The sequence below is a fragment of the Micromonospora sp. NPDC049523 genome (genome assembly GCF_040676775.1).
Lineage (GTDB): Bacteria > Actinomycetota > Actinomycetes > Mycobacteriales > Micromonosporaceae > Micromonospora_G.
This window is the reverse complement of sequence record NZ_JBFAPP010000011.1, coordinates 215,275-232,668: the sequence shown is the minus strand read 5'-3', so window position 1 is coordinate 232,668 and position 17,394 is coordinate 215,275. Positions and strand designations below refer to the sequence as shown.

The 17,394-nt window shown below is 71.8% G+C and carries 11 protein-coding genes; 5 read left to right on the top strand and 6 right to left on the bottom strand.

Features of this window, described 5'->3' with window-relative positions:
* Positions 1–144: 144 nt before the first annotated feature.
* From AB0J90_RS19545 to AB0J90_RS19525, 5 genes are all read right to left on the bottom strand, one after another.
* Positions 145–2,490 (bottom strand): cellulose binding domain-containing protein, encoded by a 2,346-nt coding sequence (locus tag AB0J90_RS19545; protein WP_363597664.1) that lies wholly within the window; start codon positions 2,488–2,490, stop codon positions 145–147.
* A gap of 225 nt (positions 2,491–2,715) precedes the next feature.
* Entirely contained in the window at positions 2,716–4,932 is a 2,217-nt protein-coding gene (locus AB0J90_RS19540) for a beta-galactosidase (RefSeq protein WP_363597662.1), read from the bottom strand.
* Between the two features lie 304 nt (positions 4,933–5,236).
* Entirely contained in the window at positions 5,237–6,247 is a 1,011-nt protein-coding gene (locus AB0J90_RS19535; protein WP_363597660.1) for a carbohydrate ABC transporter permease, read from the bottom strand.
* Entirely contained in the window at positions 6,244–7,218 is a 975-nt protein-coding gene (locus AB0J90_RS19530; RefSeq protein WP_363597658.1) for an ABC transporter permease subunit, read from the bottom strand. The genes AB0J90_RS19535 and AB0J90_RS19530 overlap by 4 nt, the downstream gene beginning before the upstream one ends.
* Positions 7,215–8,891: an extracellular solute-binding protein gene (locus tag AB0J90_RS19525; protein WP_363597656.1), complete on the bottom strand. Its 1,677-nt coding sequence runs from the start codon at positions 8,889–8,891 to the stop codon at positions 7,215–7,217. Before AB0J90_RS19525 ends, AB0J90_RS19530 begins: the two co-directional genes overlap by 4 nt.
* A 222-nt stretch (positions 8,892–9,113) precedes the next feature.
* Between AB0J90_RS19525 and AB0J90_RS19520 the strand changes: the two genes are divergently transcribed.
* The 5 genes from AB0J90_RS19520 (at position 9,114) to AB0J90_RS19500 (ending at position 16,795) form a co-directional block, all read left to right on the top strand.
* The gene (locus tag AB0J90_RS19520) at positions 9,114–10,334 is read left to right on the top strand and encodes an ROK family transcriptional regulator (protein ID WP_363597786.1); all 1,221 of its coding nucleotides are present in this window, start codon (positions 9,114–9,116) and stop codon (positions 10,332–10,334) included.
* Positions 10,335–10,639: 305 nt separating this feature from the next.
* A complete protein-coding gene (locus tag AB0J90_RS19515; RefSeq protein ID WP_363597654.1) occupies positions 10,640–13,744 on the top strand; it encodes a glycoside hydrolase family 3 C-terminal domain-containing protein in 3,105 nt (1,034 codons plus the stop codon).
* Positions 13,744–14,802, top strand: coding sequence for a LacI family DNA-binding transcriptional regulator (locus tag AB0J90_RS19510; RefSeq protein ID WP_363597652.1), 1,059 nt, complete (start codon positions 13,744–13,746; stop codon positions 14,800–14,802). Before AB0J90_RS19515 ends, AB0J90_RS19510 begins: the two co-directional genes overlap by 1 nt.
* A gap of 103 nt (positions 14,803–14,905) precedes the next feature.
* Entirely contained in the window at positions 14,906–16,423 is a 1,518-nt protein-coding gene (locus AB0J90_RS19505; RefSeq protein ID WP_363597650.1) for a pyridoxal-dependent decarboxylase, read from the top strand.
* 159 nt (positions 16,424–16,582) lie between these two features.
* Positions 16,583–16,795: a hypothetical protein gene (locus tag AB0J90_RS19500; RefSeq protein ID WP_363597648.1), complete on the top strand. Its 213-nt coding sequence runs from the start codon at positions 16,583–16,585 to the stop codon at positions 16,793–16,795.
* Positions 16,796–16,814: 19 nt separating this feature from the next.
* Here the strand turns inward: AB0J90_RS19500 and AB0J90_RS19495 are convergent, their stop codons facing one another.
* Entirely contained in the window at positions 16,815–17,300 is a 486-nt protein-coding gene (locus AB0J90_RS19495) for an Rrf2 family transcriptional regulator (RefSeq protein WP_326556848.1), read from the bottom strand.
* Positions 17,301–17,394 lie beyond the last annotated feature (94 nt).

Sequence of the window (17,394 nt, the reverse complement as noted above, 5' to 3'; positions counted from 1 at the left end):
CACCGGCACGCCCCGTAACCCCGCCTAGTGTTACTACCGGTGGTGGTTCGACATGCGCGGTCGGGACGGGTCGCGTTATGTCGCGGTGTGTGTCGTACCGGGCCGGGTGGGGTGGGCCCCTACCCGGTCCGGTACGACTGGGCCTCAGCGCAGATAGATGTTCGGCTGAGGCGGGGTGGCCATCCCGTAACCGATGAAGAAGCTCGGATGCGGCGGCTGGTTGTAGGCGGTGTTCTGCCAGGCGACCGCCACCCGATACTGCGGGTCGTGCATCAGCGTCGGAATCCTGGTGCTGGTCGTCGTCGGCGTGCTGTAGATCCGTAGCGCCGAACTGTCACTCGTCCGCCAGATCACCTCCTCCCGCCAGTCGCCGAGGATGTCGGCCGACAGCGCGGGCGTGGACTTGGTGCCGTTGTTCGAGGCCACCCCGCTGCCGGTGAGTAACCGGGTGTCGCCCGAGGTGCCGTACTTGTCGATCCGGGTGGCGTCCAGCAGTTCGCGTACCGGATCTCCGTCCCACCAGACCAGGAAGTTTGTCGACGAGGGCTTGCGGCCGATGTTCGCCCCGCTCGGGCTGCGCAGCCCGTCGACCGCGGCCGACCACGACTCCGCGCCCGCACTGCCGGCGTAGATGTCCCCGGCCACTCCCCGGCCGTTGTCCCCGGACGCGCCCGTGGACCAGAGGACCTGACCGGTACGCGCGTTCGCGAACCACGACGACGGCTTGCTGGCATCCTCGCTGACCTTGAAATACTCCAGCCCCGCCCGGCTCGGGTCCAGGTCACCGACGTGCGCGGCGTCGCCGTGACCGTGCCCGGTGTTCCAGAGCACGCTCCCGTTGTCGTCGACGCACATCGCGCCGAACAGGATCTCGTCCCGGCCGTCGGCGTCCACGTCGGCGATCGCGAGGCTGTGGTTGCCCTGGCCGGCGTACTGGCTGCCGGCGGAGTTGGAGTCGAACGTCCAGCGCCGGGTCAGGCTGCCGTTGCGGAAGTCCCAGGCCACGATCACCGTACGGGTGTAGTAGCCGCGCGACATGATCAGCGACGGCCGCTGCCCGTCCAGGTACGCGGTGCCGGCGAGGAACCGGTCCACCCGGTTGCCGTAGTTGTCACCCCACGACGAGACCGTGCCGCGAGCCGGCAGGTAGTCCACCGTGGACGCGATCGCACCGGTCCGGCCGTCGAACATGGTCAGGTACTCCGGGCCGGCGAGCACGTACCCGCTTGCGTTGCGGTGGTCGGCCGAGGACGAGCCGATGAGCTGGCCGGTGCCGGAGCGGGTGCCGTCGGCGGTCTTCATCGCCACCTCGGCATCACCGTCGCCGTCGTAGTCGTACACCTGGAACTGGGTGTAGTGCGCCCCGGCCCGGATGTTGCGACCCAGGTCGATGCGCCACAACCGGGTCCCGGTCAGGGTGTACGCGTCGACGAAGACGTTCCCGGTGTACCCGGCCTGTGAGTTGTCCTTGGCGTTGGACGGATCCCACTTCAGCACGATCTCGTACCGGCCGTCGCCGTCCAGGTCACCGACCGAGGCGTCGTTGGCCGAGTACGTGTACGCCTCCCCGGACGGTGTGGTCCCGCCCGGCGGCACCTGTAGCCGTACGTCGAGGTAGCCGTTGGCGAACTGGAGTGCCGGGGCGGACGCGGCCTGCTCGGTCCCGCCCACCACCGCCCGTACGGTGTAGGTCGACCCGGCCGCGGCACCGCTGTCCAGGTAGTTCGTCGCGCCGGTGATCGGCGAGGCGTTCACCCTGGTCGAACCGCGGTAGAGGTTGAACGACACGCCTGCGCCCTCGGTGCCGAGCAGTCGCCAGGAGACCAGGTTGGCGCTGCCGGACCGGACGCTGACCAGCCCCCGGTCCAGGTCCTCGGCCTGCTTCGCCCCGGCCGCGGGCGGGGGCGTCGTCGGCGGGGTGGTCGGCGTGGTCGGCGGCGGGTCGGTGGTCGGTGCCGGCGTGGTGCCGGTCGGTGTCGGGGTCGGTGTCCCGGTCGGCGGTGTGGTCGGCGGCGGGCCGGTGGTCGGCGTGACGCCTCCGGTGCAGGTGGTGCCGTTCACCGCGAAACTCGCCGGCACCGGGTTGCTGCTGTTGTTCCAGGAGCCGTTGAAGCCGAACGAGACGGTGCCGTTGGTGGCCACCGCCCCGTTGTAACCGACGTTGACGGCGGTCACCTGGGCGCCGGACTGGGTCACCGTGGCGTTCCAGGCCTGGGTCACCTGCTGGCCGGCGGCGTACGACCAGGTGAGGGACCAGGCGGTGATCGGGTCGCCGAGGTTGGTGATCGTGACGCTGGCGCCGAACCCGCCCTGCCACTGGTTGGCGACCTGGTAGTCGACCCGGCAACCGGCGGCGGCGGCCGAGGCGACCACCGCCGTCAGGGAGCCGGTGACCGCGAGTGTGCCCGCGGTGACCGCGGCGAGCAGTGCGGTGCGGCGGGATCGCAGGCCCGCCGATCGGTAGGGGACGCGTTGTCGTGAGCTGGGCATCTCTACTCCGTGAGGGACGGGTGCGCGGCGGTGCCGCCGGCCGGCTGGCCGGACGGGTGCTGCCGGCCTGCCCAGGGCCGGCGGCTCGACTCGCCACGCGGAAACGGCCGGGAAATGGATCAGTTCAACGGCCGATTCGACGAAGGATGGAGGCTCCGAACGCACCTGGAGCCTAGGACAAGGCTTCGTCGACCCACAAGATAGACCGAACCGAATTTAAAGGTTTCAGTTCTCCCGCAGGACCAGGTAACCGCCGCCCGGCACGACCACCGCCTTCGCCGTTCCCGCCACGCTCCCCGTCCCCGTCCCGTGTCCTGTCCCCGTCCCGTGTCCTGTCCCCGTCCCGCTCCCCGTCACGCTCGACCGGTCCGGCGTGCCAGGCAGGGGCACGGATCGCGGGTCGGGGTCGTGGTTGAGCAGGAAGAGCCAGCTCGCGCCGTCGGGCGAGCGGCGGCGGACCGCCTCGACCCCGTCCGGCGCCCCCGGGCAGGTCGGCGTCGCCCCGGCGGCCAGCACCGCGGTGGTCAACAGCCGCCGGTACGCGGCGTCGTCGAGCCGGGTGGAGACGTACCAGGCCACGCCGGCTCCGAACCGGTGTCGGGTCACCGCCGGCTGACCGGCCAGCCGACCGTCGCCGTACGCGAACACGCTCCGCGCCCCGGCCAGGCGTACGGTTTCGGTCCACAGTCGACCGGTCGGATCCGTGTTTTCCTCGCCGGTCGTGTCGACGGGCTCGACGCCGACGAGGGGATACCGCTCGTTGTCGGCGAGCGGATGGAACTCCTCCACCCGGACGCCGAGCACGTCCCGGAACGCGCCCGGGTAACCGCCCAGCCGGACCCGGCCGTGCTCGTCGGCGATCCCGCTGAGATAACTCACCACCAGGTGGCCACCGGCCGCCACCCAGTCCCGTATCCGGGCCGCGGCGGCGTCCGAGACGAGATAGAGAGCGGGCAGCACGAGCACGTGGTAGCCGGCCAGCGGAACACCGCCACCAGTTGGGGCGGGCTGGTCCGGGCCACCGGCCGGGACGAGCAGGTCCGGACCACCGCCCGAATCGAGCTGGTCCGGGCCGACGAAGTCGGTGCCGAAGCCGGCCTGCCACAGCAGCCGGTGTGCCGTACGCACCTCGTCGAGATAGTCGAGCCGGTCGGCGGGCAGTCCGGGGCCGTCCAGCGCCCACCAGCACTCGGCGTCCCAGCCGATCGCCACCGGCGCCTCGACCACCCCGGCCCGCACCACGGACAACTCGCCCAGCACGCGGCCCAGCTCGACGGTCTCCCGGAACACCCGGCTGTCCGGCCCGGCGTGCGGCACCAGCGCCGAGTGGAAACGCTCCGCGCCACCGGCCGGCGCCCGCCACTGGAAGAACATCGCACCGCGCGACCCTCGGGCCACGTACGCGAGGCTGTTGCGGGCCAGCCGCCCCGGCTCCCGGCTGTGCATCCGCCCCGGCGTGTAGATCAGGTTCGGCGCACTCTCCATCAGCAACCAGCCCGGTCCGCCGAAGTCGGGTTCGGCGGGGTGCGTGGGCGGGACTCGCCGAGCCCACGATCGGGCCAGGTCGGCGGCGAAGGCGATCTGCTCCTCCGCGCCACGGTCGGCGGCGGACGGGTAGTGGTCGATCGCGACCAGGTCCACCTCGCTCGACCAGCGGGCGTGGTCGACCGGCACCCAGTTCCCGAAGACGTAGTTGGTGGTCACCGGCACGTCCGGCGTCGCGGCCCGGAGCAGGTCACGCTGCTCGGCGTACGCGGTGAGCAGTTCGTCGGAGCAGAACCGGCGGAAGTCCAGCAACTGGGCCGGGTTGGCCAGGTACTGGGTGGCGCGGGGTGTCGAGATCTGCGCCCAGTCGGTGTAGTGCTGGCTCCAGAAGCTCGTGCTCCAGGCGTCGTTGAGCCGGTCCAGGTCGTGGTGGCGGTCCCGCAACCAGCGCCGGAACGCCTCCGTCGCGTACGGACAGTGGCAGGTGGTGCCGTACTCGTTGTGCACGTGCCACAGCGCGAGTGCGGGGTGGTCCCGGTAGCGCTCGGCGAGTGCGGCGGTGATCGCCAGGGCGGCCGTGCGGTAGGCCGGTGCACTCGCGCAGTACGTGTCCCGACTGCCGTGGTGCAGCCGTACGCCGGTCGAGGTGACCGGCAGCGCGTCGGGATGGGCCAGCGAGAACCACGGCGGCGGCGACGCGGTCGGGGTGGCCAGCGCGACTCGGACCCCACCGTCGTGCAGCAGGTCCAGCACCCGGTCCAACCAGTCGAAGCCGTACCGGCCGGGCTGCGGTTCGAGCCGGGACCAGGCGAACACGCCGACGGTGACCAGGTTGACCCGGGCCTGCCGCATCAGTGCCACGTCCTGCGCCCAGACCTCCGGCGGCCACTGCTCCGGGTTGTAGTCGCCGCCGTAACAGAGCCCGTCGATCCCCTTCGGCCACCGCAATCCGCTCACCTCCACCCGTTCTTTTGTTTAGCTTCCCACCAAATTGGACACCGAACAAAGGCCGCGACAACTCCGGGATTGCCAGTTCCAGGCTTTGATGGTCGTCAAACCATTGACAGTTTGTTTGGAAACCAAAGAAACTAGGGGGCAGGCCGCTCGGCGGTGCGAGTGGACCGAACAGACCGGCTCGCCGGTCGGCCCACTGCCCACGGGGTGAGTTTCGGCGGCTGGGACCCCGCGGGCACGGGTCCGGCGGGGTGCCCAGGTGGGGGGCGCCCCGCCCCACCCGCCGCCCCGACCCGGAACCTCCCGGTCAGCCCTTGACCGCACCGGTGAGCACGCCCTTGGTGAAGTGGCGCTGCACGAACGGGTAGACCACCACCGCCGGGATCACGGTGACCACCACCACCGCCATCTTGATCGCCAACGTCGGCGGGTACGCGCTGATCCCCGGCAGGTTCGGCACGCTGCCGGTGACGTGCGGGGACTGGCCGGCGAGCAGGTAGCTCTGCAACACCCGCTGGATCGGGAACTTGTCGTTGTCGTCCAGGTAGAGCACCGCGTTGAAGTACGAGTTCCAGTAGCCGACGGCGTAGAACAGCCCGACCACGGCCACCACCGCCCGGGACAGCGGCAGCATGATCCGGGTCAGGATGCGGAACTCCCCAGCCCCGTCGATCCGGGCGCTGTCCACCAACTCTCCCGGCACGTTCATGAAGAAGGCGCGGATCACCACCAGGTTGAACACGCTGATCGCACTGGGCAGGATCAGCGACCAGAGGCTGTTCTTCAGGCCCAGCCCGGTGACCACCAGGTAACTCGGCACCAGGCCGGGGAAGATCAGGAAGGTCAGCAGGAAGAAGAAGAGCAGCGGCCGGTGCGCCAGCGAGTCCGGCCGGGACAGCCCGTACGCGGCGAGCACGGTCAGCACCAGGCTGACCGTGGTGCCGGCGACGGTGACCAGGGTGCTGATCCAGACCGCCTGGGTGACCGTGCCACCGGAGAAGATCGTCACGTACGCCGAAATGTCGATCTCGCGGGGCACGAGCACGATCCCGCCCGCCTCGTTGATCGTGCCCCGGGAGGCGAGGCTGGTCACCACCACCGCCCAGATCGGCCCGAGTACGGCCAGCACCAGCAGCGTGAGCAGCACGCCCTTGCCGAACCGGCCGATCGGGGTCGGCGGCTCCGCCCAGGCCGGCCGGCGCTCCCGCTCCCGCCGCCACCGCTCCCGCTGCCACTGGTCCCGTCTGCGGCGGGACCGCTCCCCGCGCGGCGGCTCGACCCGCGCCGGTCCACTGTGCCGTGTCGACGTGATGCTCATGATTTCGCGTACACCCCCTGCTCGCCGAGCCGGTGCGCGGCGGAGTTCGCGGCCAGGATCAGGATCAGCCCGACGGCGGCCTTGAACAGGCCGGCCGCCGCTCCCAGGCCCCACTGCTGGGGCACGATCGCCTGGTAGTAGACGAAGGTGTCGAGCACCTCGGCGGCCTGCCGGCCGACCGCCTCCCGCTGCAGGATGAACTGCTCGAAGCCGACCGACAGCGCGTCACCGAGCCGCATGATCAGCAGCAGGATGATCACCGGTCGCAGTCCGGGCAGGGTGATGTGCCAGAGCCGCCGCCACCGGCCCGCGCCGTCGGCGGCGGCAGCCTCGTACAGGTTCTGGTCGATCGCCGACAGCGCGGCCAGGAAGACGATCGCGCCCCAGCCGGCGTCCTTCCACACGGCCTCGGCGGTGACCAGCACCATGAACGTGTCCGGGTCGGTCATCACGTCCCACGGCTGGAGCCCGGCCTGGCGCAACTCCTGTGCGAGCAGGCCGGCACCGCCGAGCATCTGCACGAAGAAGGTGACCACCAGCACCCAGCTGAAGAAGTGCGGCAGGTACACCACGCTCTGTACGAAGCCGCGTACCCGGCCGGAGACCACGCTGTTGAGCAGGATCGCCAGCAGGATCGGCAGTGGGAAGAAGAAGACGAGTTGAAACGCGGTGATGGTCAGGGTGTTGCGGACCGCGTCCCAGAACGCGGGGTCGCGGAAGAGCGTCTCGAAGTTGCCGAAGCCGATCCACTCGCTGTGGACGAACGCGTCCAGCGGGTCGTCGCCCAGGAACGGGTTGTAGTCCTGGAAGGCGATCACGTTGCCCAGCGTCGGCAGGTAGTGGAAGACCAGCAGCAGCAGCGCGGCCGGCGCGGCCATCACCAGCAGCGGCCAGTCCCGGCGCAGCCGGTCGGCGAGGCCGCGCCGACCCGGCCGCTTCCGCTGGTCGGTCACCTTCTCGTCGGTGCTCATCTGCCGTTGTCGGCCAGGGCCTGTTCCAGGAAGGCCCGCCCCTCGTCCCCGCCACCGGACCGGAACTCCCTGGCCACCTGGTCGAGGTCGCCGATCGGCCGGCGGCCACGGAGGATGTCGTTGATCTTGTCTTCGCTGGGCACCAGCACCTTCGAGTAGTTCGCCGGCAGTTCGAGCTTGATCCCGGCGAACAGGTCCGGTTCCAGGTGGGTGATCGTCGCCCGGTGGTAGCCGAGGTAGTCCTGCACGTAGTTCGGGGTGTCGCCGCTGCGTACCTTGACCGGCACCCTGCCGCCGAGATAGTCGTACTGGGAGGCCTTCTCCTTGCGGCCCAGTTCGGTGGGGATCGGGCTGCCGTCGGCCGCGCGGGTGAAGTGCCTGCCCTCCACGCCGTACTCGCGCAGCTCGTACTCGCGGCTGCCGAACGGGGCGGCGCCCCAGTTGAGCACCCGCAGGATCTCCTCCGTACGCGCCTTGCCCAGCCCCTTCTTGACGAAGGTGAAGAAGATCGGCTTCTCGCTGCCCCAGATCACCGGTTTGGTGGCGCCCGCGCCGAACACCGGTATCGGCTGCATGTCGAAGGTCGGGGTCACCTTGACCTGCTCGCCCTGCATGCCCTGCCAGGCGCCCAGCCCGTCCTGGTACATCAGGATCTTGCCGCCGTTGAAGAGCTGCTTCTCGTCGGCGCCCTTGGTGGCCACCGTGTCCGGGTGCACCAGTCCCTCGCCGAACAGCCGGGCGGTGAACTCCAGCGCGGCCCGGTACTCGGGCAGCTCGTACTTGTAGACCAGGCCGCCGTCGGGCTTGCGCCGCCAGCCGTTCTGCAGGCCGGGGCAGCCGAAATACTGCTGCACCATGGAGAAGACGCTGCCGAACGCCCAGACGCCCCGGTCCGCTCGGGTCATCTTCTTGCCGAACTCGTACAGCTCGTCGGTGCTGGTCGGCGCGCCGACACCGGCAGCGTCGGTGAGGTCCTTGCGGTGGAACATGGCAAACGCGAACGGGCCGTCGGTCGGGAACGGTACGGAGTAGAGCCGCCCACCCCAGGCCGCGTACTCCCAGGCGCCGGTGGAGAGCGCGGCCAGATTCGGGTACGCGTGCACCGCGTCGCCCTTGAGGTAGTCGGTCAGGTCCTCGAACAGTGCCTTCACCGCGTCCGAGAACCGGGAGATCTTGTCGATTTCCCAGTTCGGCCCGACCAGCAGGTCCGGTACGTCCCGCGCGCCGAGCACCGCGCTGAGCTTGTCGGAGTAGGTGTTGCCGTCCTGCAAACTCGGGTTGACGGTGACGCCGAGCTGGGCGTTGACCGCGTCCAGATAGGAGTTGCGGCCCAGCGCGGGCGGTGTCGGGCCCCACCACGGCGACATCGTCTTGATCTCCGGTCCGCCGGCACCGGGTTTGTCCGGCACCGAGACCACCAGTTCGCGGGGGTAGGTCAGGAAGCCCTGCGGGATCGGCCCCTGGCCGGGGATGTCCGGCTTGATCAGGTCGACCGCTCGATAGTTCGGCAGTACGCCCTTGACCGCGTCGGCCTTGGTGGCGCTGCCCCGGCTGCCGGCCTCCTTGCTGCAACCGGTGAGCAGGCCACCACTGGCCAGTGCGGCGGTGCCGAGGCCGAACAGGGCGAGGAATCGGCGACGGTCGGTGGCCCCGCTCGGATGCGTTGGATCCACGCCACGCTCCCTTCAATCGGTGGGGTGTGCGGCGCAGCGACGCACAGGTAGAGTTATTTCGTCGGGTGACTAAACTAAGTTAATCGACGGTGACCGCTGCCACAAGGGAGTCACCGGCGGCACGCCAGGTGTTCGCAGGGGCCCCTTCCGCTACAAATAGCGATAACAAGGGGCCCTTCCCTACACCACCAGTACGCGGGGAGCGGAAAGACTTTGATCACGATGCAGACCGGTGCCGAGCCGGCCGACCTCGCCGACGTACGGGCCACCAACCTCGCCGTCGTGCTGCGTTACGTACGCGCGCACGCGCCCTGCTCGCGCGCGGACATAGCCGCCTCGACCGGGCTCAACAAGGCAACCGTGTCCAGTCTGGTCGCCGACCTCATCGACCGGCGACTGCTGCGCGAGACCGGCCTCACCGAGAACCGGATCGGCCGTCCCGCGACCATGCTGGTCCTCGACGGCGAGCCGTACGCGGCGATCGGCATCGAGGTCGGCGCCGACCAGCTCACCGTGGTCGCGGTCGACCTCGGCGGAACCGAACTGCTGAGCTGGCGCCGTGCCTTCGCCGGCTCCGGCGGCATCGGTACCCGGGCGGTCAGCTCGATCGCCACCCTGGCCGGACGGGCGGTCAACCGGCTCACCGGCCAGGGACGCGCCATCCTCGGGCTCACGGTCGGCGTACCGGGACTGATCGACGCGGCGGGTACGGTCCGGATCGCGCCGAGCCTGGGCTGGCGGGACCTGACCCTCGGCGCCGACCTGCGCCGGGCGCTGCGAGAGCCGGCGTTCGAGGTGGTGGTCGACAACGACGCGAACCTGGCCGCGCTGGCCGAGCACCGGCACGGCCCGTACGCCGGCACCGCCAACCTGGTCCACCTCACCGCCAGTGCCGGCATCGGCGCCGGGGTGGTGGCCGACGGCCGGCTGCTGCGCGGCGGCCGCGGTTTCGCGGGCGAGATCGGCCACCTCTGCCTCGACCCGACCGGTCCGGTCTGCTCCTGCGGCCGGCGCGGCTGTCTGGAGGCGCTGGCCGGCATCCCGGCCCTGATCCGCCGGGTGCTGCCGGACACCACACCGGACGGTCCGCTCACCGACTACGCGCCCGAGGTGGAACGGATCCGCAGCCGCGCCCGGCAGGGCGACCGGCTGGCGCTGGACACGCTCACCGAGGCCGGTCGGCACCTCGGCCACGGGATAGCGGTGCTCGGCAACCTGGTCAACCCCGAGGTGGTGCTGCTCGGCGGCTACTTCGTCACGCTCGCCCCGTGGCTGCTGCCGGCCGCCGAGACCGAGCTTGCCGCCCGTACGGTGGCACCGGACGCCGGAGGTACCCGGCTGGCCGCCTCCGCCCTCGGACCGGGTGCGGCCGCGGTCGGCGGCGCGGCCCGCGCCCTGGCCATGGTCGACGCCGGCCGGCTACCCACCGCCCCGCCGCTCTGACCCGCCTCGGCACCTGCGGCGACGGCGGGCCGAACGGGAATGGACCGGCCGGTATCAAATCGACCGACGTCATCCCTTGACCGGCCCGGCGACGGGTGGAAGCCTCGAAGGTGCCTTGCCACCACGCCCCGGCGTCCGGCGTACCGGTGAGGCCTACCTTTTCACGGTCGTCGAAGCGCTTCGAGCTTCCCGGGCTGGCGGCCGAACCACCCACCGCCACCCCACCATGCGCGAACCGAGGTCTTCGAGGCGTTCCGCCCGCCCGCGCCGGTGGATCCGCCCGCAGATCACGAAAGGTGATCGACATGCGCCAGCCGACCATGCGCGAGGCCCTACCCGTGTGCGCACCCCCCGCCGCAGACGAACCGACCGGACCGGCGATCCTGCCCGATCCCGCCGACCTGCCCAGCCCGTCGGTCCCGGAAAGCCCGGCCGGGCTGCGGATCCCCGCTGACCTGGCCGGTGTCGCCACCCGGCGCGACGCCGGCCGGGGCTTCCGCGACCCCGACCGACCGCTCGCGGACCGGGTCGCCGACCTGCTCGGGCAGCTCACCCAGGACGAGAAGATCGGGCTGCTGCACCAGTACCAGGCGCCGATCCCCCGGCTCGGCATCGACACCTTCCGCACCGGCACCGAAGCCCTGCACGGGCTGGCCTGGCTCGGCCCGGCCACCGTCTTCCCCCAGGCCCTCGGGCTGGCCAGTAGCTGGCACCCGGAGTTGCTGCGGGCCGTCGGGGACGCGGTCGGCGACGAGGTACGCGCCCGGCACCGCCAGGACCCGGCCCGGATCGGGCTCAACGTCTGGGCACCGGTGGTGAACCCGCTGCGCGACCCCCGCTGGGGGCGCAACGAGGAGGGCTACGCCGAAGATCCCTGGCTGACCGGTCTGCTCGGCACGGCGTACGCCAGCGGACTGCGCGGGGACCACCCGGACTACCTCAAGACCGCACCGACCCTGAAACACTTCCTCGGCTACAACAACGAAACCGACCGCTGCCTGCGCTCCAGCAACCTGCCCCCGAGGGTGCTGCACGAGTACGAACTGCCGGCGTTCCGGGCGCCGCTCGCGGCCGACGCGGCGGTGGCCGTGATGGCGTCGTACAACCTGGTCAACGGGCGGCCGGCGCATCTGAGCCCACTGCTGCACCGGGAACTGCGCGCCAGCGCGCCCGGCGAGATCATCGTGGTCGGCGACGCGGGCGCGGTGACCAACCTGGCCGGTGCCCAGGGCTACCTGCCCGACCACCCGAGCGGTTACGCCGCCGCGCTGCGGGCCGGGGTCGACAACGTCACCGAGGACGACACCGACGGGGCACCGTCGCGCTGGCGCTTCACCGAGGCGCTGCGCCGGGGGCTGCTGGTCGAGTCCGACCTGGACGACGCGGTCCGGCGGCTGCTCACCATCCGGTTCCGGCTGGGCGAGTTCGACCCGCCCGCTCGCAACCCGTACACCCGGATCGGTGCCGAGGTGGTCGACTGCGCGGCGCACCGGCGGCTGGCCCGGCAGGCCGCCGAGCAGTCGTTCGTGCTGCTGCGCAACAACGGGCTGCTCCCGCTCGACCCGAACCGGACCGGCCGGGTCGCGGTGCTCGGCCCACTCGCCGGCACCCTGCACGTCGACTGGTACAGCGGCACCCTGCCGTACGCGGTGACCGCGCGCGACGGGCTCACCGAACGGCTCGGCGCCGGGGTGACGTACCACCCGGGCGTGGACCGGATCGCGCTGCGGATGACCGGCCCGGACGCCGGTTACGTGCACGCCGGCACCGAAGCCGACGGCGCCCCGCTGCGGGTACGCCCCGACGCCGCCCCCGCGAGCTGGTTCGAGGTGTACGACTGGGGCCGGGACCTGGTCGCACTGCGCGCGGTGGCCAACGGTCGACACGTCGGTGGCGACCGTACCGGTGCGCTGGTCAACGACCGGCCGGGCCCCGGCGGCTGGCTGGTACGCGAGACGTTCCGGCTGGTCGAGCGGGACGACGGGACGACCCTGCTCTGGCACGTGGCCGGTGAACGGTTCGTCACCGTCGGCCCGGACGGGGTGCTGCGCGCCGACGCGCCCGACGCCGCCGGGGCGACCGCCTTCACCGTCGAGACGATCGAGGACGGCGCGGCCACCGCGGCGGCGATCGCGGCGCAGGCGCAGGTGGCGGTGGTGGTGCTCGGCAACCACCCGATGGTCAACGGGCGGGAAACCGAGGACCGGGTGGACCTGGCCCTGCCCCGCGCGCAGGAGGCGCTGCTGCGCGCCGTACACGCGGCGAATCCGGGTACGGTGCTCGTGCTGACCAGCGGGTACCCGTACGCGGTCAACTGGGCCGACGAGCACCTGCCGGCCGTACTCTGGTCGGCCCACGGCGGCCAGGAGTACGGGCACGCGCTGGCCGCCGTACTCTGCGGCGACACCGACCCCGGCGGGCGGCTGACCCAGACCTGGTACCGCGCCGTGACCGAACTGCCCGACCTGTTCGACTACGACGTGATCAACAGCGACGCGACCTACCTCTACTACCGGGGCGATCCGCTCTACCCGTTCGGACACGGGCTGAGTTACACCACGTTCGCCCACACCGATCTGCGGTGCGACACCGACGAGGTGGACCCGGACGGCACCGTCGAGGTCAGCGTCGAGGTGACCAACACCGGCCGGCGGCCCGGCGTGGAGGTGGTGCAGCTCTACACCCGGCAGCGGCAGTCGCGGGTGAAGCAGCCGCTGCGCCAGTTGCGCGGCTTCGCCCGGGTCACCCTCGCCCCCGGTGAGACCACCACCGTACGTCTCCCGCTGCGCGCCGCCGACCTGGCGCACTGGGACGTCACCGGGGACCGGTACGTGGTCGAGCGGGCCCGGCACACCGTCTGGACCGGACGGTCGAGCCGGGACATCCTGGCCAGCACCACGCTGACCGTACGCGGCGAGCGGATCGGTCCCCGGGACCTGCGGCACGGCCCGCTGCGCGCCGCCGCCCACGACGAGTACGCCGGGATCGTGGCGGTGCCCGACGGCGGGCTCGGCGACGCGGTGGAGGCGATCGAGGCGGGCGCCTGGCTGCGGTTCGCCGGGGTCGACTTCGGCACGGGTGTGGCCGGCGTGACCGCCCGGATCGCCAGCCCGCCCCCGCACGTGCCCGAATCGGGCCCGCACCCGGCCGGGCTCACGCTGCGGCTCGACGACCCGGTCGACGGGCCGGTGGTGGGCGCGATCCCGGTCCCGGCGATGGGCCTGTACGACCCGGCCGCGCTCCAACCACGGGACTGGGCCGAGGTCACCGGTGGCTGGCAGCGGACCGAGGCGACCGGAGTACGGGACCTGTACCTGCTATTCGACGTACCAGGCGTTACCGTGAGCTGGTTGAACTTCGTCAGCGCGACGATCGGTCAACGGTCCGTGGCTGATGCTGGAGGCGTTTAGTGTCCGATCCGAACCTCGTACCGAAACGCCCGGACATGGTGACCATCGCCGACGTGGCCCGGCACGCCGGGGTGGCGGTGAGCACCGTGTCGTACGTCCTGAGCGGCAAGCGGGCCATCTCGGCGACCACCCGGGAACGGGTGCTGACCAGCGTACGGAAGCTCGGTTACCACCCGAACGCGGGCGCGCGGGCACTGGCCAGCCGGCGGGCGAACGTGATCGCGCTGGTGCTGCCGCTGCGCTCGGGCATGCACCTGCCGGTGCTGATGCAGTTCGCCACCGCTGTGGTGACCACGGCCCGCCGGTTCGACCACGACGTGCTGCTGATGACCGCCGATGAGGGACCGGCCGAGCTGCGCCGGATCGCGGCCAGCGCGATGGTCGACGGGCTGATCCTGATGGACGTGGAGATGCACGACCCGCGGGTGCCGCTGCTGCGCGAGTTGGAGCGACCCAGCGTGCTGATCGGCTTCCCCGCCGACGCCACCGGCCTGACCTGCGTCGACCTCGACTTCTACCAGGCCGGTCAGGTGTGCGTGGAACACCTGGCCCGGCTCGGGCACCAACGGGTCGCGCTGCTCGGTGCCCCGGCGGTGGTCTACGACCGCGACACCGGGTACGCCCACCGGACCCGGGCCGGCTTCACCGAGACCGCGCAGCGGCTCGGCCTGGCCTCGATCGCCCAGCCGTGCGAGGAGAACTTCGACTCCGTACGCCGGGAGCTGGCCGGGCTGTTCGACCGGCAGCCGGACCTGTCCGGGCTGGTGGTGCACAACGAGGCGGCGGTGGGTCAGGTGCTGGCCGCGCTGCCGGCGCTGGGTCGTACGGTGCCGCGCGACATCTCGGTGGTGGCGATCTGCCCGGACGAAGTGGCCGAGCGGGCCGCCCCGGCGCTGACGTCGGTGCTCATCCCGGCCGAGGAGGTCGGGCAGCGGGCGGTGACGCTGCTGATGGAGAAGCTGTCCGGCAAGGAGGTGCCGGAGGGGACCCTGCTCGACCCCCGGCTCACCGTCCGGGCCAGCACCAGCGCGCCCGCCCTCTCCCCCACCGTCCACTGAGGCCCACGCCGCATCCGACGACGCGGCACCGGACGGCGACCGGGATCGACCGCCAGCCGATCCGCTCTTGTCCCGGACGTCGATCCCTGATCGACTTTGGCACATGGCCACGCACATGGACCCGGAGGAGTTCCGCCGCAACGGCTACGCCGTGATCGACTGGATCGCCGACTACTGGGCCACGCTCGCCGACCGACCGGTGACCCCCGCCGACCCGCCCGGTACGGTCGCCGCCCGGCTGCCCGCCTCGCCACCGGAACGGGGCGAGCCGTTCGACCGGATCCTGGCCGACCTCGACACGATCGTCACGCCGGGCCTCACGCACTGGCAGCACCCGGCCTTCTTCGGCTACTTCCCCGCCAACACCTCCGGGCCGAGCGTGCTCGGTGACCTGGTCAGCGCGGGCCTCGGGGTGCAGGGCATGCTCTGGGCGAGCGCTCCGGCCTGCACCGAGGTGGAGACGGTGATGCTGGACTGGTTGGCCGAACTGCTCGACCTGCCGGCCCGGTTCCGGTCCACCGGCACCGGTGGCGGGGTGATCCAGGACTCCGCGTCGTCGGCGACCCTGGTCGCCACCCTCGCCGCCCTGCACCGGGCCAGCGGGGGGCGTTGGCGCGACCAGGGGCTCGACCGCCGCTACCGGGTCTACACCTCGACCGAGGCGCACTCGTCGGTGCAGAAGGCGGCCAGGATCGCCGGGCTGGGCGACGACGGGGTGCGCGCGATCGGCGCCGACCCGCACACCCTGGCCCTGCGACCGGAGTTGCTGCGCGCGGCGATCGAGGCGGACCTGGCCGCGGGCGACGTACCGGCGCTGGTGGTGGCGACGATCGGCACCACCTCCAGCACCGCGGTCGACCCGCTGCCCGCGATCGGCGAGCTGTGCCAGACGTACGGCACCTGGTTGCACGTCGACGCCGCGTACGCCGGGGCGGCGGCGATCTGCCCCGAACTGCGCTGGTCGCACGCGGGTCTGGAGTACGCCGACTCGTACTGCTTCGACCCGCACAAGTGGCTGCTCACCGGCTTCGACTGCGACGCGTTCTGGGTCGCCGACCGGGCCGGCCTGATCGAGGCGCTGAGCGTGCTGCCGGAGTTCCTGCGCAACGCGGCGTCGGAGTCCGGTGCGGTGGTCGACTACCGCGACTGGCAGGTGCCGCTGGGTCGGCGGTTCCGGGCGTTGAAGCTCTGGTTCGTGCTGCGCTGGTACGGCGCCGAAGGGTTGCGGGCGCACATCCGTACCGGAATCGCCCTGGCCGCACGGTTCGCGGACCTGGTCCGGGCGGACGACCGGTTCGAGGTGGTCGGGTCGCACCCGTTCTCGCTGGTCTGTTTCCGGCTGCGGGCCGCGGCCGTCGAACCGCCGGACGGACAGCCGGAGGCAGCCGGTGCGGCAGCGGACGCGCTGAACGCCGAACTGCTGCACCGGGTGAACGCGACCGGACGGGTCCACCTGACCCATACCCGGGTCGGCGGTCGGCACACGCTGCGGCTGGCCGTCGGCGCGCCGCAGACCAGCGAGCGCGAGGTGGCGCTGGCCTGGTACCTGATCGAGCGGACCGCGACGGCGCTGCGACGCGGTACGCCGGATGCCGCTGCGGTACGCACCACGGGTGGGTAGCGTCGAACACGTAGACGGTCGGCGCCGGGCGAGCGGGTCACAAGCGGTTCCCACCGTTCCGGTAGCTCGCGCGCAGCCGGTTCTCAGCGGCCGGTGCTGTGATGGAGGGACTCGCGGACGGCCCGCCCCGGGCCCGGCGAACAGCGGACGGAGCATCCGATGGGACTGACAGCGTCCTGGAAACCCGGCAACAACCCGGTGCTGCCCGGCACCGACCGCGCCACCCCGTCCGGCGACCTCCCGGACCCGGACGCGCCGGCCGCCAAGGGTCAGAGTGCGGTGGTCTTCCTGCGGCCGGAACGGATCCTCACCGACACCGAGCCGCTCGCGGTCGCCGACCACGGCCGGTGGAGGTACCTGCGGGCGGCGTGACGACCGCCGCCGTGCCGGCTCAGGTCCAGGCGTTCGGGTCGCTGACCAGCTCGGTGACCCGGTCGGGCAGTTTGCCGCTGGCCACGTCGGCGACGGTGACCAGTTCGAGGATCTCCCGCTCGCTGGCCCGCAGCGCGATCCAGACCTCCTGCAGGGAACGGGCCGCGCCCTGGTAGCCGAGGTCCTCGGGACGCTGGCCGCGGATGTGCGCGAGCGGCCCGTCGATCACCCGGATCACGTCGGCGAGGGAGATCTCCGCCGCCTTGCGGGCCAACCAGTAGCCGCCTTCCGGGCCACGCTGGGCGTGCACGATCCCGCCCCGGCGCAGTTGCAACAGGATGCTCTCCAGGAACTTCGGCGGGATCTCCTGCGCCCGGGCGATCTGCTCGGCGGTGACCGGATTCGGGCGCCGGGCGGGGCCGGCCGCCGCGGCGGTGTCGTCCGCGGTGGCGGCGAGTTCGGCCGTGGCGCGCAACGCGTAGTCGACCCGTGCGGAGAGACGCATGCCGGCAAGGTTAGCCCTTGCACCGCCCGGCGAACGGTGCCGGGGGTGGCAAGCCACCCAAGGCGCTACTTCCGGCGGAAAGCACGCTTATCCG